At 37.9% G+C, this 14,981-nt stretch carries 28 protein-coding genes; all 28 read left to right on the forward strand.

What is annotated here, in order from left to right; all coding sequences use genetic code 11:
- The 28 genes from fusA to rpsD all read left to right on the forward strand — a co-directional run bounded on the left by fusA (position 1) and on the right by rpsD (position 14,972).
- Positions 1–2,127: an elongation factor G gene (fusA, locus tag ABXT67_RS09660; RefSeq protein ID WP_415373808.1), complete on the forward strand. Its 2,127-nt coding sequence runs from the start codon at positions 1–3 to the stop codon at positions 2,125–2,127.
- Between the two features lie 10 nt (positions 2,128–2,137).
- Positions 2,138–2,443 (forward strand): 30S ribosomal protein S10, encoded by a 306-nt coding sequence (gene rpsJ / locus ABXT67_RS09665; RefSeq protein ID WP_010181931.1) that lies wholly within the window; start codon positions 2,138–2,140, stop codon positions 2,441–2,443.
- A gap of 199 nt (positions 2,444–2,642) precedes the next feature.
- The gene (rplC, locus tag ABXT67_RS09670) at positions 2,643–3,254 is read left to right on the forward strand and encodes a 50S ribosomal protein L3 (RefSeq protein WP_415373809.1); all 612 of its coding nucleotides are present in this window, start codon (positions 2,643–2,645) and stop codon (positions 3,252–3,254) included.
- The gene (gene rplD, locus ABXT67_RS09675; RefSeq protein WP_415373810.1) at positions 3,254–3,883 is read left to right on the forward strand and encodes a 50S ribosomal protein L4; all 630 of its coding nucleotides are present in this window, start codon (positions 3,254–3,256) and stop codon (positions 3,881–3,883) included. The genes rplC and rplD overlap by 1 nt, the downstream gene beginning before the upstream one ends.
- Positions 3,884–3,890: 7 nt before the next feature.
- The gene (gene rplW / locus ABXT67_RS09680) at positions 3,891–4,187 is read left to right on the forward strand and encodes a 50S ribosomal protein L23 (RefSeq protein WP_415373811.1); all 297 of its coding nucleotides are present in this window, start codon (positions 3,891–3,893) and stop codon (positions 4,185–4,187) included.
- 23 nt (positions 4,188–4,210) lie between these two features.
- A complete protein-coding gene (gene rplB, locus ABXT67_RS09685) occupies positions 4,211–5,035 on the forward strand; it encodes a 50S ribosomal protein L2 (RefSeq protein ID WP_415373812.1) in 825 nt (274 codons plus the stop codon).
- Positions 5,036–5,038: 3 nt separating this feature from the next.
- Complete coding sequence (gene rpsS / locus ABXT67_RS09690) at positions 5,039–5,317, forward strand: 30S ribosomal protein S19 (protein ID WP_415373813.1); 279 nt, start codon at positions 5,039–5,041, stop codon at positions 5,315–5,317.
- 6 nt (positions 5,318–5,323) lie between these two features.
- Positions 5,324–5,731 (forward strand): 50S ribosomal protein L22, encoded by a 408-nt coding sequence (gene rplV, locus ABXT67_RS09695; RefSeq protein ID WP_415373814.1) that lies wholly within the window; start codon positions 5,324–5,326, stop codon positions 5,729–5,731.
- Positions 5,732–5,738: 7 nt separating this feature from the next.
- On the forward strand, positions 5,739–6,470 hold the full coding sequence (gene rpsC, locus ABXT67_RS09700) for a 30S ribosomal protein S3 (RefSeq protein WP_415373815.1): 732 nt from the start codon (positions 5,739–5,741) through the stop codon (positions 6,468–6,470).
- Between the two features lie 20 nt (positions 6,471–6,490).
- The gene (rplP, locus tag ABXT67_RS09705) at positions 6,491–6,910 is read left to right on the forward strand and encodes a 50S ribosomal protein L16 (RefSeq protein ID WP_151675187.1); all 420 of its coding nucleotides are present in this window, start codon (positions 6,491–6,493) and stop codon (positions 6,908–6,910) included.
- A 12-nt stretch (positions 6,911–6,922) separates the two neighbouring features.
- Positions 6,923–7,114 carry a 50S ribosomal protein L29 gene (gene rpmC, locus ABXT67_RS09710; RefSeq protein WP_415373816.1) on the forward strand — a complete coding sequence of 64 codons (192 nt, stop codon included), beginning with the start codon at positions 6,923–6,925 and terminating at the stop codon, positions 7,112–7,114.
- Between the two features lie 15 nt (positions 7,115–7,129).
- Positions 7,130–7,393 carry a 30S ribosomal protein S17 gene (rpsQ, locus tag ABXT67_RS09715; RefSeq protein ID WP_415373817.1) on the forward strand — a complete coding sequence of 88 codons (264 nt, stop codon included), beginning with the start codon at positions 7,130–7,132 and terminating at the stop codon, positions 7,391–7,393.
- A gap of 2 nt (positions 7,394–7,395) precedes the next feature.
- Positions 7,396–7,764 carry a 50S ribosomal protein L14 gene (rplN, locus tag ABXT67_RS09720; RefSeq protein WP_415373818.1) on the forward strand — a complete coding sequence of 123 codons (369 nt, stop codon included), beginning with the start codon at positions 7,396–7,398 and terminating at the stop codon, positions 7,762–7,764.
- A 15-nt stretch (positions 7,765–7,779) separates the two neighbouring features.
- Entirely contained in the window at positions 7,780–8,094 is a 315-nt protein-coding gene (gene rplX, locus ABXT67_RS09725; protein ID WP_415373819.1) for a 50S ribosomal protein L24, read from the forward strand.
- A 2-nt stretch (positions 8,095–8,096) separates the two neighbouring features.
- Positions 8,097–8,648: a 50S ribosomal protein L5 gene (gene rplE, locus ABXT67_RS09730; RefSeq protein WP_415373820.1), complete on the forward strand. Its 552-nt coding sequence runs from the start codon at positions 8,097–8,099 to the stop codon at positions 8,646–8,648.
- Positions 8,649–8,651: 3 nt separating this feature from the next.
- Positions 8,652–8,921, forward strand: a complete 270-nt coding sequence (gene rpsN / locus ABXT67_RS09735) for a 30S ribosomal protein S14 (protein WP_415373821.1) — start codon at positions 8,652–8,654, stop codon at positions 8,919–8,921.
- Between the two features lie 84 nt (positions 8,922–9,005).
- Positions 9,006–9,407, forward strand: coding sequence for a 30S ribosomal protein S8 (gene rpsH, locus ABXT67_RS09740; protein ID WP_415373822.1), 402 nt, complete (start codon positions 9,006–9,008; stop codon positions 9,405–9,407).
- Positions 9,408–9,426: 19 nt separating this feature from the next.
- Entirely contained in the window at positions 9,427–9,969 is a 543-nt protein-coding gene (rplF, locus tag ABXT67_RS09745) for a 50S ribosomal protein L6 (RefSeq protein WP_415373823.1), read from the forward strand.
- Between the two features lie 11 nt (positions 9,970–9,980).
- A complete protein-coding gene (gene rplR / locus ABXT67_RS09750; protein WP_415373824.1) occupies positions 9,981–10,337 on the forward strand; it encodes a 50S ribosomal protein L18 in 357 nt (118 codons plus the stop codon).
- 5 nt (positions 10,338–10,342) lie between these two features.
- Positions 10,343–10,867, forward strand: a complete 525-nt coding sequence (gene rpsE / locus ABXT67_RS09755) for a 30S ribosomal protein S5 (protein ID WP_415373825.1) — start codon at positions 10,343–10,345, stop codon at positions 10,865–10,867.
- A gap of 12 nt (positions 10,868–10,879) precedes the next feature.
- A complete protein-coding gene (gene rpmD / locus ABXT67_RS09760) occupies positions 10,880–11,059 on the forward strand; it encodes a 50S ribosomal protein L30 (protein ID WP_415373826.1) in 180 nt (59 codons plus the stop codon).
- Between the two features lie 11 nt (positions 11,060–11,070).
- A complete protein-coding gene (gene rplO, locus ABXT67_RS09765) occupies positions 11,071–11,523 on the forward strand; it encodes a 50S ribosomal protein L15 (RefSeq protein ID WP_415373827.1) in 453 nt (150 codons plus the stop codon).
- Between the two features lie 14 nt (positions 11,524–11,537).
- Entirely contained in the window at positions 11,538–12,890 is a 1,353-nt protein-coding gene (secY, locus tag ABXT67_RS09770) for a preprotein translocase subunit SecY (RefSeq protein ID WP_415373828.1), read from the forward strand.
- An 80-nt stretch (positions 12,891–12,970) separates the two neighbouring features.
- Positions 12,971–13,186, forward strand: a complete 216-nt coding sequence (gene infA, locus ABXT67_RS09775) for a translation initiation factor IF-1 (RefSeq protein WP_068589225.1) — start codon at positions 12,971–12,973, stop codon at positions 13,184–13,186.
- A gap of 83 nt (positions 13,187–13,269) precedes the next feature.
- Positions 13,270–13,386 carry a type B 50S ribosomal protein L36 gene (gene ykgO, locus ABXT67_RS09780; protein ID WP_076732133.1) on the forward strand — a complete coding sequence of 39 codons (117 nt, stop codon included), beginning with the start codon at positions 13,270–13,272 and terminating at the stop codon, positions 13,384–13,386.
- 3 nt (positions 13,387–13,389) lie between these two features.
- Positions 13,390–13,764 carry a 30S ribosomal protein S13 gene (rpsM, locus tag ABXT67_RS09785; RefSeq protein WP_415373829.1) on the forward strand — a complete coding sequence of 125 codons (375 nt, stop codon included), beginning with the start codon at positions 13,390–13,392 and terminating at the stop codon, positions 13,762–13,764.
- A gap of 9 nt (positions 13,765–13,773) precedes the next feature.
- Positions 13,774–14,172, forward strand: a complete 399-nt coding sequence (gene rpsK / locus ABXT67_RS09790) for a 30S ribosomal protein S11 (protein ID WP_415373830.1) — start codon at positions 13,774–13,776, stop codon at positions 14,170–14,172.
- A gap of 194 nt (positions 14,173–14,366) precedes the next feature.
- A complete protein-coding gene (gene rpsD, locus ABXT67_RS09795; protein WP_415373831.1) occupies positions 14,367–14,972 on the forward strand; it encodes a 30S ribosomal protein S4 in 606 nt (201 codons plus the stop codon).
- Positions 14,973–14,981: the final 9 nt, after the last annotated feature.

Raw genomic sequence — 14,981 nt, forward strand, 5'->3', positions numbered from 1 at the left:
ATGGCAAGAGATTTAAGATATACAAGGAATATAGGAATTGCTGCTCATATTGATGCGGGGAAAACCACAACAACGGAGCGTGTTCTATATTATACAGGAGTTTCACACAAAATTGGGGAGGTACACGATGGTGCTGCAACGATGGACTGGATGGAGCAAGAGCAGGAAAGAGGAATCACTATTACATCTGCTGCGACTACTTGTACCTGGGTTTTTCCAAAGGAAAATGCAGAGCCAACAGCAGATGCAAAAGATTATCACTTTAATATAATTGACACCCCTGGCCACGTAGATTTTACGGTAGAGGTAAATAGATCTTTACGGGTATTAGATGGTTTGGTGTTCTTATTTAGTGCAGTAGATGGTGTTGAGCCGCAATCTGAAACTAACTGGAGATTGGCAGATAATTATAAAGTTCCTAGAATTGGTTTCGTTAATAAAATGGACCGTCAAGGATCTGATTTTTTAGGAGTTTGTCAACAGGTAAAGGATATGTTGAAATCTAATGCGGTGCCAATTGTTTTAAACATTGGTGACGAGGAAGATTTTAAAGGTATTATAGATTTAATTAAAAACCGCGCAATTGTATGGCATGATGATACCCAAGGGGCAACTTTTGATGTAATCGCGATTCCAGAAGAATTGAAAGCGGAAGCAAAAAAATACCGTGGCCTTCTTATAGAAGAGGTTGCTGCGTATGACGAAAATTTGCTTGAAAAATATATGGAAGATGAAGACTCTATTACAGAGGACGAGGTGCATGCTGCACTTAGGGCTGCTGTGATGGATATGGCCATCATTCCTATGATATGTGGTTCTGCTTTTAAAAATAAAGGAGTACAGTTTCTATTAGATGCGGTATGTCGTTACTTGCCTTCTCCAATGGATAAGGATGGGATCAAAGGAATTAATCCAGATACTGACAAAGAAGAAATTAGAAAGCCAAGTGTAGACGAGCCTTTCGCGGCTTTAGCTTTTAAAATTGCTACTGATCCTTTTGTGGGGCGTTTGGCATTCTTCAGAGCTTATTCTGGACGTTTAGATGCGGGTTCTTATGTTTTAAACAATCGTTCTGGTAAAAAAGAGCGTATTTCTCGTATTTATCAAATGCACGCTAACAAGCAAAATGCAATTGATTTTATCGAGGCTGGAGACATTGGAGCGGCAGTTGGATTTAAGTCTATAAAAACAGGAGATACTTTGTCAGACCAAGACCATCCTATTGTTTTAGAATCAATGGACTTCCCTGATCCAGTTATTGGTATTGCGGTGGAGCCTAAAACGAAGGCGGATGTGGATAAATTAGGTATTGGTTTGGCTAAATTAGCGGAAGAAGATCCTACATTTACAGTTCGTTCAGACGAGGCCTCAGGACAGACTATCATATCTGGAATGGGTGAATTGCATTTGGATGTAATTGTGGATCGTTTAAGAAGAGAATTTAAGGTAGAGGTTAACCAAGGTCAGCCACAGGTTGAATATAAAGAAGCTATTACAAGAGCTGCAGATCACAGAGAGGTTTACAAAAAGCAATCTGGTGGTCGTGGTAAATTTGCTGATATCGTATTTACAATAGAGCCGGCAGATGAAGGTGAAGTAGGGCTTCAATTTAAATCTGTGATTAAAGGTGGTAATGTACCTAAAGAATTTATCCCGTCTATTGAAAAAGGATTTAAAATGGCTATGGTAAATGGTCCATTGGCAGGATATGAAGTTGATTCTATGAAAGTAACATTAAGAGACGGGTCTTACCACGATGTGGATTCAGATCAATTATCTTTCGAATTAGCTGCTAAACTTGGATTTAAAAATTCAGCCAAAGCTGCTAAAGCTGTTATAATGGAACCTATTATGAAACTTGAGGTAATCACTCCTGAAGAAAATATGGGAGATATCGTAGGAGATCTTAACAGAAGAAGAGGTCAAATGACGAGTATGGGAGACCGTGCTGGTGCAAAGACTGTAAAAGCAACAGTGCCGTTGTCTGAAATGTTTGGATATGTTACCACATTAAGAACATTATCATCAGGTCGTGCAACATCAACAATGGAATTTTCACACTATGCAGAAACACCTTCTAATATTTCGGAAGTAGTAGTCGCTGCAGCAAGAGGAACTAACGTATAATATTTCAGCAATGAGTCAAAAAATAAGAATTAAATTAAAATCGTACGATCATAATTTAGTAGACAAATCTGCTGAAAAAATCGTGAAGACTGTAAAGTCAACGGGGGCTGTTGTAACTGGGCCAATCCCATTACCAACACATAAGAAGATCTTTACCGTATTGCGTTCACCGCACGTAAATAAGAAGAGTAGAGAGCAATTTCAATTATCATCTTACAAGAGATTATTGGATATTTATAGTTCTTCTTCAAAAACAATTGATGCGCTAATGAAGTTAGAGCTCCCAAGTGGTGTTGAAGTAGAGATTAAAGTATAATTTAGGTCTGAATTTGGAATTCTGAATTCAGATTTAAAAAGAAACATGTCCTTGACGATGGTTAGGGAAAAACGGTAAACAAAGTAACATTCGGGATCGAATTTATTTTGATCCCGTTTTGTGTGAACAAAAATAAGCGAAGGATAGGTGCCGAAACTGATTTCTGCATTTCGAATTCATAATTCTAAATTTAATAAATATGTCTGGGTTAATTGGAAGAAAGATAGGGATGACCAGCATCTTTGACGAGAACGGTAAAAATTTACCGTGTACCGTTATTGAGTGTGGCCCCTGTGTTGTTACCCAAGTCAGAACTGAGGAAGTAGACGGCTATGCCGCGCTTCAACTTGGTTTCGATGACAAAAAGGCTGTAAATAAGGCTGCTCAAGGGCACGCAAAAAAAGCAGGTACTGTCGCGAAACGTAAAGTTGCTGAATTCAAAGGTTTTGATTCGGAGTACAAATTAGGTGATACAATTACTGTGGGCCATTTTGCCGAAGGAGAATTTGTCGATGTGGCAGCTACTTCAAAAGGTAAGGGTTTTCAGGGTGTTGTAAAACGTCACGGTTTTGCGGGTGTAGGTCAAGCTACCCACGGTCAACATAATCGTTTAAGAGCGCCAGGTTCTATTGGTGCAGCGTCTTATCCTGCGAGAGTATTCAAGGGAATGAAGATGGCTGGTCAAATGGGGAACGAAAAGGTGAAAGTTCAAAATTTAAGAGTTTTAAAGGTAGTTGCTGAAAAGAATCTACTGGTAGTGAAAGGATGTGTTCCTGGACATAAAAACGCTTATGTAACGATTCAGAAATAATGAAGGTAGCTGTAATAGACATAAACGGAAAAGACACAGGTAGGAAGGTTGAGCTTTCTAAGGATGTGTTTGGTATCGAACCTAATAATCATGCTGTATATCTTGATGTAAAGCAATACTTGGCAAATCAACGTCAGGGAACGCATAAGTCAAAAGAACGTGCAGAGATTTCGGGATCTACTAGAAAGATAAAGAAACAAAAAGGAACAGGTACTGCCCGTGCGGGAAGTATTAAGTCTGGTGTATTTAGAGGTGGTGGTAGAATGTTTGGTCCAAGACCAAGAAATTACTCCTTTAAATTGAATAAGAACTTAAAGCGTTTAGCTCGTAAATCTGCCCTTACAATGAAGGCAAATGATAAGGCCATCGTTGTAATTGAAGACTTAAATTTTGATACTGCTAAGACGAAGAATTTTACCTCCGTTTTAAAGACTTTGGGTCTTGAAAACAAAAAATCTTTGTTCGTGTTGGGTGAATCAAATAATAATGTATATTTGTCTTCTCGAAATTTAAAAGGTACAGAAGTGATAAGCAATTCATCCTTAAGTACTTATAAGATTTTAAATGCAAATAGTGTAGTGCTATTTGAAGGTTCTTTGGAAGGAATTGTGTCAAACTTAAGTAAATAGAAACAAGATGAGTATCTTAATTAAACCTATAATTACGGAAAAAGCCACGGCTGACGCGGAACTAAGAAACCGCTTTGCGTTTGTAGTGAGCCCAAAGGCGAACAAGGTAGAAATCAAAAAAGCGGTGGAAGCCACTTATGACGTTTCTGTTATTAAAGTTCGAACAATAAATGTCCGCCCTGAAAGAAGTACACGTTACACAAAAACGGGTATTCAAACTGGTAAAACAAATGCTGTTAAAAAAGCAATTGTACAGGTGGCGGAAGGTGATACAATAGATTTTTACAATAACATTCAGGGCTAATCCTTGGATTTAAAAAGACAAAAATGTCAGTAAGAAAATTAAAACCTATCACTCCAGGTCAGCGTTTTAGAGTTGTAAATGGTTTTGACGCCATAACAACTGATAAGCCGGAGAAAAGTTTATTAGCTCCGAACAAGAGGTCTGGTGGTAGAAACAACAGTGGTAAAATGACTATGCGCTACATTGGTGGTGGTCATAAGAAAAAATATAGAATTATCGACTTTAAGCGTGACAGAGCGGGTGTTCCTGCGACAGTAGCGTCGATAGAATATGATCCAAACCGCACGGCATTTATTGCATTGCTTAATTACCAAGATGGTGAAAAGCGTTATGTAATTGCTCAAAATGGTCTTCAAGTAGGTCAAAATATCGTTTCCGGGGAGTCTACGGCTCCTGAAATTGGAAACGCGATGACCTTGGGAAATATTCCTTTAGGTACAATTATTTCTTGTATAGAATTGCGTCCAGGTCAAGGAGGTGTTCTAGCTCGTAGTGCTGGTGCATTTGCACAATTAATGGCACGTGATGGGAAGTTTGCTACGGTAAAATTACCTTCAGGAGAAACGCGTTTAATCTTGATAACTTGTATGGCAACAATAGGTGCTGTATCCAATAGTGATCACCAATTACTTGTTTCAGGAAAGGCTGGTAGATCAAGATGGTTAGGTAAAAGACCGCGTACAAGACCAGTGGTGATGAATCCTGTTGATCACCCAATGGGTGGTGGTGAAGGGAAGTCCTCTGGTGGGCACCCAAGATCAAGAAACGGTATTCCTGCTAAAGGATTTAGAACCCGTTCTAAAACAAAGCAGAGTAACAAGTATATAATCGAACGTAGAAAGAAATAAGCTATGGCAAGATCATTAAAAAAAGGACCGTACGTTCATTATAAATTGGACAAGAAAGTTGAGCAAAATGTAGCTTCAAATAAGAAGACTGTGATTAAAACGTGGTCTAGAGCCTCTATGATCACGCCAGATTTTGTTGGACAGACGATTGCAGTACATAATGGGAGACAATTTGTTCCTGTATACGTAACTGAGAATATGGTAGGACATAAACTAGGAGAATTTTCACCTACAAGATCATTCCGTGGTCACGCAGGTGCCAAAAATAAAGGTAAAAAATAAAAGGCCATGGGAGTTCGTAAAAGAGAAAGAGCAGAAGCAATCAAGGAAGCAAAAAAAACACAATATTTTGCCAAGTTGAATAATTGCCCTACATCACCGAGGAAAATGCGTTTAATGGCGGATTTGATTCGTGGTGAGAAAGTAGAAAAAGCACTTAATATTTTGAAGTTTAGCGCAAAAGAGTCTTCACGACGTTTAGAGAAATTGTTATTGTCAGCAATGGCGAATTGGCAAGCGAAAAATGAAGAAGGTTCAATTGAAGAGGCAGATCTTTTTGTAAAGGAAATCCGTGTAGACGGAGGAACTATGTTGAAAAGACTTCGTCCAGCACCTCAAGGTCGTGCACACAGAATAAGAAAACGTTCAAATCATGTTACAATGATTTTGGCGGCAAACGATAACACACAAAGCTAATATATAAATGGGACAGAAGACAAATCCAATCGGAAATCGCCTAGGTATAATCAGGGGATGGGAATCTAACTGGTACGGTGGTAACGACTACGGCGACAAACTTGCCGAGGACGATAAGATTAGAAAATATATCCACGCTCGTTTAAGTAAGGCTAGTGTGTCTAGGGTAATTATTGAGCGAACGCTTAAACTTGTAACCGTTACTATTACTACTGCTCGTCCGGGTATCATTATCGGGAAAGGTGGTCAGGAAGTAGACAAGTTGAAAGAAGAGCTTAAAAAAATTACTGGTAAAGAAGTACAGATCAATATTCACGAAATCAAAAGACCTGAACTGGATGCAAATTTGGTGGGAGCTAGTATTGCAAGACAAATTGAGAATAGAATCTCATATCGTCGTGCAATAAAAATGGCGATCACTGCTGCAATGAGAATGAATTCAGAGGGTATTAAGGTTCAGATTTCTGGGAGGCTTAATGGTGCTGAAATGGCACGTAGTGAGTCTTACAAAGATGGTCGTATTCCTTTATCAACCTTTAGAGCTGACATTGATTATGCTTTAGTTGAGGCTCATACTACTTATGGTAGATTGGGTATTAAAGTATGGATTATGAAAGGTGAGGTATATGGTAAAAGAGAGCTTTCTCCATTGGTTGGGTTATCTACGGGTAACAAAAAAGGTGGAAAAGGCGGAAATCAAGGACGAGGTGGGAACAACAAGCCACGTCGTAGAAAGTAATTTTTTAAAGAAGACAAAAAATGTTACAACCTAAAAGAACGAAGTTCCGTAAGCAACAGAAAGGACGTATGAAGGGTAATGCTGGACGCGGTAATCAACTTTCTTACGGTACGTTCGGTATAAAATCTTTAGATTCAAATTTCTTGACAGCGCGCCAAATTGAGGCAGCTCGTATTGCAGCAACACGCTTTATGAAAAGAGAAGGGTCTATATGGATAATGATTTTTCCAGATAAGCCTATTACGAAGAAACCGTTAGAGGTTCGTATGGGTAAAGGAAAAGGAGCTGTAGAATATTGGGCAGCTGTAGTAAAACCTGGTAGGGTTTTATTTGAAATATCTGGAGTGCCATTAGAAACAGCAAAAGAAGCATTGCGCCTAGCGGCACAAAAACTTCCAGTAAAAACTAAGTTTGTGGTATCAAGAGATTTTCAAGCTTAAAATTTTTGACAGATGAAACAATCAGAGATAAAAGAAACATCGACGGCAGATTTGCAAGAAAAATTTGCAGAAGCTAGAAAAGTGTATTCAGATTTTAAGATGGCTCACACCATTTCACCGTTAGAAAATCCTATTCAGCTAAGGAATCACAGAAGAACTGTAGCCAGAATATCGACAGAACTAACAAAAAGAAAAGTACAATAAGTACCAAGCTGAAAGATGGAAGAATTAAAGAGAAATCTAAGAAAAGAACGTGTAGGTGTAGTTACTAGTAGCAAAATGGATAAGTCTATTGTGGTTGCAGAAGTAAAAAAAGTAAAACACCCTATGTACGGAAAGTTCGTTTTAAAAACGAAAAAATACGTTGCACACGACGAGACAAATAACTGTAACGAAGGCGATACTGTAAAGATCATGGAGACAAGACCTATGAGTAAAACCAAATGTTGGAGATTAGTAGAAATCATTGAAAGAGCGAAGTAATTATGTTACAACAAGAATCAAGACTAAAAGTCGCAGACAATACCGGTGCTAAGGAAGTACTTACCATTCGTGTGTTAGGAGGAACTAAAAGAAGATATGCTTCTATTGGCGATAAGATTGTGGTATCTGTTAAGGATGCAACTCCTAATGGAACAGTAAAAAAAGGAACGGTTTCAACCGCCGTTGTTGTGCGTGTCAAGAAAGAAGTTAGAAGGCCAGATGGATCTTATATTCGTTTCGATGATAATGCGTGTGTATTGTTAAATCCGCAAGGAGAAATGAGAGGTACACGTGTTTTTGGGCCCGTAGCAAGAGAGCTTCGTGATAAGCAATTTATGAAAATAGTATCATTGGCACCAGAGGTGCTTTAATACGCAAAAGTAAACATGGGAAAGCTTAAACTAAAATCGGGAGATAATGTAGTAGTTACTGCAGGAGACCATAGGGGTTCTGAGGGTAAAATATTACGTATCGTTCGTGAGAAAAACAAAGCAATTGTAGAAGGAGTGAATATGGTAAAGAAACATGAGAAGCCAAGTGCGGCCAACCCTCAAGGTGGAATTACTGAAAAAGAAGCCCTAATGCATATTTCAAACCTATCGATAGTAGATCCAACAACTGGAACTGGTACAAGAGTAGGATATAGAATGGAAGATGGTAAGAAAGTACGATTTTCTAAAAAATCGGATCAAGCAATATAGTTATGGAGTATACACCAAGACTTAAAGATGAATACAAGGGCAGAGTAGTTATTGCTCTGACAGACGAATTTGGTTACAAAAATGTAATGCAGGTTCCTAAACTAGAGAAAATAGTAGTTTCTCGAGGGGTAGGTGCTGCAGTAGCCGATAAAAAACTAATCGATTACTCGGTTGAGGAGATATCTACGATTACTGGCCAAAGAGCGGTTTCTACAATATCTAAAAAGGATGTTGCAACGTTCAAGCTGCGTAAAGGTATGCCTATTGGGGCTATGGTTACGTTAAGAGGTGAGCGTATGTATGAATTTCTTGATAGATTAGTTACTTCATCGTTACCACGTGTTCGTGATTTCAACGGTATCAAAGCAACTGGTTTTGACGGTAGGGGTAACTATTCATTAGGAGTTACTGAGCAGATTATTTTTCCTGAAATCGATATCGATAAAGTTAAGAAAATTGAAGGTATGAATATCACATTTGTGACTTCTGCCGGAACAGATAAAGAAGCAAAATCATTATTAACCGAACTAGGTTTACCTTTTAAAAAGAACTAAGAGATGGCTAAAGAATCAATGAAAGCCCGCGAGGTTAAAAGACAGGCAACGGTAAAGAAGTATGCTGCCAAGCGCAAAGCTTTAAAAGAAGCAGGAGATTGGGAAGGACTTCAGAAATTACCAAAGAATGCATCACCAGTTCGTTTACACAACCGTTGTAAATTAACAGGAAGACCTAAAGGATATATGAGAACTTTCGGTATTTCACGTGTAACATTCCGTGAAATGGCTAACCAAGGTTTGATCCCAGGTGTACGAAAGGCTTCTTGGTAATTACAAGAGTTTAATACAGTTTAATTATAAATGGGGTGAAGGTTCTAAAATAACGAGGAAAACCACATCCGAAACTTAATAGAAATGAATACAGATGTAATCGCAGATTACCTAACGAGAGTTAGAAACGCCGTTAAGGCGGGACATAGAGTTGTTGAAATTCCTTCGTCCAATCTAAAAAAGGAAATCACTAAGATTCTTTTTGATCAAGGATTTGTCCTGAGCTATAAATTTGAAGATGATAAAGGACACCAAGGTGTAATTAAGATCGCTTTAAAATATGATAAGTTAACGAAGGATCCAGTAATCAAGAAAATTCAAAGAATAAGTACACCAGGTTTACGTAAATATGCAAGTTCAGGCGATATGCCGAGAATCCTTAACGGATTAGGGATTGCTATTGTTTCTACTTCAGCAGGAGTAATGACAGGTAGGCAAGCACAATCACAAAATGTGGGTGGTGAAGTTTTATGTTACGTATACTAATCTTTAAAGACTAAAAGAAATGTCAAGAATAGGAAAAAACCCGGTGACAGTTCCTGCGGAAGTAACAGTCGATATTAAAGACAACGTTGTTACAGTTAAAGGAAAATTAGGAGAGCTTAAACAAGAATACTCTGATGTTACCATTAAGATGGAAGACGGCCAAGTGGTTGTTGAAAGAAGTACAGATCATAAAGATCATAGAGCGAAACATGGATTATACAGATCTTTGATTCATAATATGATTGAAGGTGTTACAAAAGGATGGTCCAAGGATTTAGAACTTGTTGGTGTAGGTTACAGAGCAAGCAGTCAAGGTCAAAAACTAGAATTAGCATTAGGATTTTCACACAATATTGTTTTGAATATTGCTCCAGAGGTAAAAGTGGAAACGGTTTCAGAAAAAGGAAAAAATCCAATCATAAAATTAACATCATTTGACAAACAATTAGTTGGTCAGGTAGCTGCGAAGATTCGCGGATTCCGTAGACCAGAACCTTACAAAGGAAAAGGTGTGAAGTTTGTAGGTGAACAATTAAGAAGAAAAGCAGGTAAATCTGCATAAATTATAACGCTATGGCACTATCAAAAGAAGACAGAAGAAATAGATTGCGTTTTAGAATACGTAAGACGATTTCGGGAACTGAACAACGCCCGCGTTTAGCAGTTTTTAGAAGTAATAAAGAAATTTATGCTCAAGTAATTGACGATGTAACTGGTAAAACTATCACGGCAGCATCTTCAAGAGATAAAGATATCGATGTTTCAAAAGCAAGTAAAGTTGAAGCAGCAAAATTAGTAGGGAAATCGATCGCTGAAAAAGCGCAAAAGGCAGGTGTCGAAACCATTTCTTTTGATAGAGGCGGTTACCTATATCACGGAAGAGTTAAATCATTAGCAGAAGGTGCGCGTGAAGGTGGCCTAAAATTCTAAGTATTATGTATCAAGATTATAAAAACGTAGAATTAGTAAAGCCAAGTGGACTCGATTTAAAGGATCGTTTGGTAGGTGTACAACGGGTAACTAAGGTAACAAAAGGTGGTAGAGCTTTCGGTTTTTCTGCAATTGTTGTTGTCGGTGATGAAAACGGTGTTGTAGGACAAGGTTTAGGAAAATCAAAAGATGTAGCTAGTGCAATTGCTAAAGCTATTGAAGATGCTAAGAAAAACCTAGTTCGTATCCCGTTGAACAAAGCAACCTTGCCTCACGAACAAAAAGGTAAGTATGGTGGAGCGCGTGTTAATCTTTTACCTGCAGCTGCTGGTACAGGGGTTATTGCTGGTGGAGCTGTGCGTGCCGTATTAGAGGCAGTTGGAGTTCACGATGTGCTTTCAAAGTCACAAGGTTCATCTAACCCGCATAATGTAGTTAAAGCAACATTTGATGCTTTATTACAAATGAGAAGTGCCCAGACTGTTGCTAAGCAACGTGGTATTTCAATGGAAAAATTGTTTAAAGGATAAACCAGAACTGAAATGGCAAAGATTAAAGTTACAAAGGTGAAAAGTGCAATAAATCGTACTCAGAACCAAAAGAGAACGCTTCAGGCATTAGGTCTTAAGAAAATAGGACAGACTGTAGAGCATGAAAACACGCCAAATATTCTTGGTATGGTAAATAAAGTACAACATTTAGTTTCAATTGAAACTGTTTAAGATAAAAAGCAATGGATTTAAGTAACTTAAAACCTGCAGAAGGTTCAGTCAAAAGACAAGGAAAACGAATAGGTCGTGGACAAGGTTCAGGAAAAGCTGGAACAGCTGGTCGTGGCCATAATGGTGCGAAGTCTCGATCTGGTTATTCTAAGAAATTAGGATTTGAAGGTGGGCAAATGCCATTACAGCGTCGTGTTCCTAAGTTTGGTTTTACTAACATTAATCGTAAGGAATATCAGGGAATCAATCTTGATACGCTACAACAGTTAGTAGACGAAAAAAAGATAAAAGATACAGTTGATTTTGATGTGTTGGTAGGTCTAGGACTTGCTGGTAAAAACGAGATGGTGAAGATTTTAGGAAGAGGTGAGTTAAAAGCAAAATTAAAAGTTTCTGCCCATAAATTTACTGGATCTGCCCAAAAAGCTGTTGAAGCTGTTGGTGGTGAAGTAGTAACATTATAATACCCCAGATAAGGATGAAATTTATTGAGACCTTAAAAAATGTTTGGAATATAGAAGAACTGCGGAACCGTATTTTGGTAACGTTGGGTTTGCTTCTCGTGTATCGTTTCGGTGCGCAGGTTGTGCTGCCTGGAATTGATGCTTCTAAATTAGCAGAATTCTCTGGAAATTTTGATGCTGGTGGAATTGGTGGTTTATTGAACGCTTTTACTGGTGGTGCATTCGCCAATGCATCTGTATTTGCATTGGGTATTATGCCTTATATCTCTGCTTCGATTGTGGTTCAGTTAATGCAAATTGCGGTGCCTTACCTTCAAAAGTTACAGAAGGAAGGTGAAAGCGGTCGTAAGAAAATAAACCAAATTACCAGATGGTTAACTATTGGTATTTGTTTGATTCAGGCGCCGAGTTATTTATTTGGTTTAGAAGCGTTAGGAGTTCCTTCGGCGGCTTTTATACTTGGTAAGACACCGATGTTCTTTGTTTCTTCAACAATAATATTAGTAACAGGTTGTGTGTTTGCAATGTGGTTAGGGGAGAAGATTACTGATAAGGGTATTGGTAATGGTATATCTATATTGATTATGGTTGGTATCATTGCTACACTTCCGTTGTCATTCGCTCAAGAGTTTGTTTCTAGAGTTTATGAGTCTAATGGTGGTATGATTATGATCCTTATTGAAATGGTGATCTGGTTTGTGATAATTTTGCTCTCAGTATTGCTTGTCATGGCGGTGCGGAAAATACCAGTGCAATATGCAAGGCGAACGGCAACTGGAGAATATGAGAAAAATATTTTTGGAGCAAGACAGTTTATCCCATTAAAATTGAACGCATCTGGAGTAATGCCAATTATCTTTGCTCAAGCAATTATGTTTGTCCCGAGTTTTCTTGGAGGTGTTAGCTTTATGAAAGACTCAAGTGTTGGACAATGGATGCAAGTTAATTATAGTGATATCTTTGGATTTTGGTATAACGTAACTTTTGCGCTGTTGATTATTGTGTTTACTTATTTTTATACAGCGATTACAGTCCCTACTAACAAAATGGCAGACGACCTTAAACGCAGTGGAGGTTTTGTTCCAGGTATTAAACCAGGAACAGATACGGCAGAATTTTTGGACAGAATTATGTCACAAATTACTTTGCCGGGTTCAATATTCTTGGCTATGATTGCAATATTTCCAGCCATTGTGGTGAAGTTTTTAGGAATACAACAAGGATGGGCATTGTTTTTTGGCGGTACATCACTTTTAATTATGGTAGGGGTAGCAATAGATACAATGCAACAAATAAACTCTTATTTATTAAATCGTCATTATGATGGGTTAATGAAGAGTGGGAAGAATAGAAAAGCAGTAGCATAATAAAAAATTGACGAGTGTAATTATTGGTATGACTATTGAAAGAGTTGGTTCGTATTAATAATAATAATTTAGAATAAAGAATGGCAAAACAACCCGCAATAGAACAAGACGGTAGCATTGTAGAAGCATTATCTAATGCAATGTTTAGAGTTGAGTTGGAAAATGGTCATATTGTGACTGCGCATATTTCAGGTAAAATGCGTATGCACTACATTAAATTACTACCTGGAGATAAAGTGAAATTAGAAATGAGTCCTTACGATTTAACAAAGGCTCGTATAACATACAGATACTAATAAATTCAGGATTACGAATTTAGAAATTAGTATTCAGATTAAATGGATCTAAATCCCTATAACGTATTTCGAAATAACTAATTATGAAAGTTAGAGCATCAGTTAAGAAAAGAAGTGTCGACTGCAAGATTGTTCGCAGAAAAGGCAGATTATATGTAATTAATAAAAAGAACCCTAGGTTCAAACAAAGACAAGGATAAGTTATGGCAAGAATCGCAGGTGTAGATATCCCAAAACAAAAAAGGGGTGTAATCGCGTTAACATATATCTTTGGTATTGGTAGAAGCCGTGCCCAAGCTATATTAGCAAAAGCTGGAGTTAACGAAGACAAAAAAGTAAGTGAATGGAACGATGAAGAAATCGGTGCTATTCGTGATGCTGTTGGGTCTTTCAAAATCGAAGGTGAATTACGTTCTGAAGTTCAATTGAGTATCAAGCGATTGATGGATATTGGATGTTACAGAGGTATTCGTCACAGAGCAGGTCTTCCGTTAAGAGGACAACGCACTAAGAATAACTCTCGTACGAGAAAAGGAAAACGTAAAACTGTTGCTAACAAGAAAAAAGCAACTAAATAATACCTAGATATGGCAAAAGCAAATCCAAAAGCAAAAACTACGAAAAAACGTAAAGTTATTGTTGAGTCTGTAGGTGAAGCACACATTACTGCATCTTTCAATAATATCATTATTTCGTTGACAAATAAAGGAGGAGATGTTATCTCTTGGTCATCTGCCGGTAAAATGGGCTTTAGAGGATCTAAGAAAAACACCCCTTACGCGGCACAATTGGCATCTGAAGATTGTGCGAAAATAGCACATGAGGCAGGAATGCGTAAATGTAAGGCATACGTTAAGGGTCCAGGAAATGGTAGAGAATCTGCGATTAGAAGTATCCACAATGCGGGTATCGAAGTTACTGAGATTATTGATGTAACTCCAATGCCGCATAACGGCTGTCGTCCAGCGAAAAGACGTAGAGTTTAAAACATAAAAGAGGGTCGCCACAATGTGGTGGCACTCTTTATTTTATTAGTATCTTCGCAGGCGCTAATAGAAAAATATTCAAGATGCCCTGGGGTGTCTTAAATTGTAAATAATAAGTATCAATCTGAAAAATAAAAGAAACTAGAGGATTAACGTAAGACCTTAATTTAGTTTCCCTTCAAAATCAATTTAAAATGGCAAGATATACTGGTCCAAAAACTAAAATCGCTCGTAAATTCGGCGAGGCGATCTACGGAGAAGACAAATCCTTCGAAAAGAGAAATTATCCTCCAGGACAACACGGTAATAACCGCCGTCGTGGAAAGAAATCTGAATACGCAATCCAATTGGCTGAAAAGCAAAAGGCAAAATATACTTATGGTATATTAGAGCGTCAATTTAGAAATATGTTTAAGAAAGCGACTGCTGCTCCTGGTATTACTGGTGAGAATTTGCTTCAACTTGCGGAGTCACGTCTTGACAATGTAGTATATCGTATGGGGATCTCTTCAAGTCGTCCTGGTGCAAGACAATTAGTTTCTCACCGACACATTACTGTTAATGGTGAAAAAGTAAACATACCGTCGTATCAGTTAAATCCTGGTGATGTTGTTGCGGTTAGAGAAAAATCTAAATCTTTAGAGGCTATCGAGGCTTCACTTTCTAATTCAAGAGATGTTTACGAGTGGATTACTTGGAATTCTGAAAAGAAGGAAGGAACATACGTTTCAATTCCGCAACTTATCCAGATTCCAGAAAACATAAACGTACAGTTTATCGTCGAATTATATTCTAAATAATAAAACACA

Origin of the sequence: Patiriisocius sp. Uisw_017 (genome assembly GCF_047731265.1) — a bacterium.
GTDB lineage: Bacteria > Bacteroidota > Bacteroidia > Flavobacteriales > Flavobacteriaceae > Patiriisocius.

Bases quoted from the DNA above. Each gene is read 5' to 3' on its own strand.
- fusA (WP_415373808.1), top strand. From the start codon at position 1: ATGGCAAGAGATTTAAGATATACAAGGAATATAGGAATTGCTGCTCAT.
- rpsC (WP_415373815.1), top strand. From the start codon at position 5,739: ATGGGACAGAAGACAAATCCAATCGGAAATCGCCTAGGTATAATCAGG.
- rpsQ (WP_415373817.1), top strand. From the start codon at position 7,130: ATGGAAGAATTAAAGAGAAATCTAAGAAAAGAACGTGTAGGTGTAGTT.
- rpsJ (WP_010181931.1), top strand. From the start codon at position 2,138: ATGAGTCAAAAAATAAGAATTAAATTAAAATCGTACGATCATAATTTA.
- infA (WP_068589225.1), top strand. From the start codon at position 12,971: ATGGCAAAACAACCCGCAATAGAACAAGACGGTAGCATTGTAGAAGCA.
- rplP (WP_151675187.1), top strand. From the start codon at position 6,491: ATGTTACAACCTAAAAGAACGAAGTTCCGTAAGCAACAGAAAGGACGT.
- rplN (WP_415373818.1), top strand. From the start codon at position 7,396: ATGTTACAACAAGAATCAAGACTAAAAGTCGCAGACAATACCGGTGCT.
- secY (WP_415373828.1), top strand. From the start codon at position 11,538: ATGAAATTTATTGAGACCTTAAAAAATGTTTGGAATATAGAAGAACTG.
- rpmD (WP_415373826.1), top strand. From the start codon at position 10,880: ATGGCAAAGATTAAAGTTACAAAGGTGAAAAGTGCAATAAATCGTACT.
- rpsE (WP_415373825.1), top strand. From the start codon at position 10,343: ATGTATCAAGATTATAAAAACGTAGAATTAGTAAAGCCAAGTGGACTC.
- rpsN (WP_415373821.1), top strand. From the start codon at position 8,652: ATGGCTAAAGAATCAATGAAAGCCCGCGAGGTTAAAAGACAGGCAACG.
- ykgO (WP_076732133.1), top strand. From the start codon at position 13,270: ATGAAAGTTAGAGCATCAGTTAAGAAAAGAAGTGTCGACTGCAAGATT.
- rplD (WP_415373810.1), top strand. From the start codon at position 3,254: ATGAAGGTAGCTGTAATAGACATAAACGGAAAAGACACAGGTAGGAAG.
- rpsK (WP_415373830.1), top strand. From the start codon at position 13,774: ATGGCAAAAGCAAATCCAAAAGCAAAAACTACGAAAAAACGTAAAGTT.
- rplR (WP_415373824.1), top strand. From the start codon at position 9,981: ATGGCACTATCAAAAGAAGACAGAAGAAATAGATTGCGTTTTAGAATA.
- rplO (WP_415373827.1), top strand. From the start codon at position 11,071: ATGGATTTAAGTAACTTAAAACCTGCAGAAGGTTCAGTCAAAAGACAA.
- rplF (WP_415373823.1), top strand. From the start codon at position 9,427: ATGTCAAGAATAGGAAAAAACCCGGTGACAGTTCCTGCGGAAGTAACA.
- rplX (WP_415373819.1), top strand. From the start codon at position 7,780: ATGGGAAAGCTTAAACTAAAATCGGGAGATAATGTAGTAGTTACTGCA.
- rpsH (WP_415373822.1), top strand. From the start codon at position 9,006: ATGAATACAGATGTAATCGCAGATTACCTAACGAGAGTTAGAAACGCC.
- rplB (WP_415373812.1), top strand. From the start codon at position 4,211: ATGTCAGTAAGAAAATTAAAACCTATCACTCCAGGTCAGCGTTTTAGA.
- rpsM (WP_415373829.1), top strand. From the start codon at position 13,390: ATGGCAAGAATCGCAGGTGTAGATATCCCAAAACAAAAAAGGGGTGTA.
- rpsD (WP_415373831.1), top strand. From the start codon at position 14,367: ATGGCAAGATATACTGGTCCAAAAACTAAAATCGCTCGTAAATTCGGC.
- rplC (WP_415373809.1), top strand. From the start codon at position 2,643: ATGTCTGGGTTAATTGGAAGAAAGATAGGGATGACCAGCATCTTTGAC.
- rpsS (WP_415373813.1), top strand. From the start codon at position 5,039: ATGGCAAGATCATTAAAAAAAGGACCGTACGTTCATTATAAATTGGAC.
- rplV (WP_415373814.1), top strand. From the start codon at position 5,324: ATGGGAGTTCGTAAAAGAGAAAGAGCAGAAGCAATCAAGGAAGCAAAA.
- rpmC (WP_415373816.1), top strand. From the start codon at position 6,923: ATGAAACAATCAGAGATAAAAGAAACATCGACGGCAGATTTGCAAGAA.
- rplE (WP_415373820.1), top strand. From the start codon at position 8,097: ATGGAGTATACACCAAGACTTAAAGATGAATACAAGGGCAGAGTAGTT.
- rplW (WP_415373811.1), top strand. From the start codon at position 3,891: ATGAGTATCTTAATTAAACCTATAATTACGGAAAAAGCCACGGCTGAC.